This window comes from Mycobacterium sp. 852002-50816_SCH5313054-b (genome assembly GCF_001667185.1).
Classification (GTDB): Bacteria; Actinomycetota; Actinomycetes; order Mycobacteriales; family Mycobacteriaceae; genus Mycobacterium.
In genome coordinates, this window is the sequence record NZ_LZIC01000042.1 from 1 (window position 1) to 1148 (window position 1148).

General features: G+C 81.4%; 1 pseudogene. It reads left to right on the forward strand.

Annotated features, from left to right (window positions below):
- Positions 1-1148: pseudogene (locus A5787_RS27665) on the forward strand (hypothetical protein); the annotation flags it as partial.

The window sequence follows — 1148 nt, forward strand, 5'->3', positions numbered from 1 at the left end:
GTTCGGCACCGGCGGGACCGGCGGGCACGGTGGGTTTTCATTCAACGGTGCCGGCGCGGGCGGGGCCGGCGGCGCCGGCGGCATCCTTGCTGGATCCGGGGGCGCCGGTGGGGCCGGCGGCGACGCCGGTGGCATTGGCGGTGCCGGTGGCGCCGGCGGAAAGGCCGGATTGTTCGGTGCCGGCGGCGCCGGCGGAATCGCGGGTGTTTCCTCCAACGGCCTCGGCAGCACGGGAGGCGCCGGCGGGGCCGGCGGGTTGCTTTCCGGCCACGGCGGCGCCGGCGGAACCGGTGGCTTTTCAGTGAACAACACCGCCGGCGTCGGGGGCGCCGGCGGCCACGCCGGGGTGTGGGGCTCCGGCGGAGCGGGCGGGGCCGGCGGCGTTTCCACCAGCAACGCCGCCCCCGCCACGGGCGGCGCCGGCGGAGCGGGCGGCGCCGGCGGCGTGCTTTTCGGTGACGGCGGCGGAGGCGGCGCCGGCGGGACAACGCAGAGCCCCACCGGCGGACCCGGCGGCGCCGGCGGTGCGGGCGGCGCCGGCGCCATGTTCTTCGGCAACGGCGGCGCCGGCGGCGGCGGCGGGCTTTCCCTGAACGCCACCGGCGGTGCGGGTGGCCTCGGCGGCCATGCCGGGCTGTTCGGCGCAGGTGGCGCGGGCGGCGGTGGCGGGACTTCGACGGGGGCATTCGGGGGGACCGGTGGCGCCGGCGGCACCGGCGGGACCGGCGGCCTGCTTTCCGGTGCCGGCGGCGCCGGCGGAGCCGGCGGGGCCTCGACGAACGCCACCGGCGGGAATGGCGGCGCGGGCGGCGGCGGCGGCGCCGGCGGCATGCTCTCCGGTGCCGGCGGCGCGGGCGGGACCGGCGGGTTTTCACAGAACGCGGTGGGTGGTGCGGGCGGCGTGGGTGGCGCCGGTGCAACGCTTTCCGGCGCCGGCGGTGCCGGCGGCGCCGGCGGGCTGTCCAATGGTGGCGGCGGCGCCGGCGGCGGGGCCGGCGGGGCAGGCGGCAAATCCGGGCTATTCGGCTCCGGCGGTGCCGGCGGCGGCGGCGCGGATTCCGCCGGTAACGCCGGCGGGGCAGGCGGCAACGGCGGCGCCGCCCAGTTGTTCGGCGCGGGCGGCGCCGGGGGGGGGGGGGTGGCGGGGC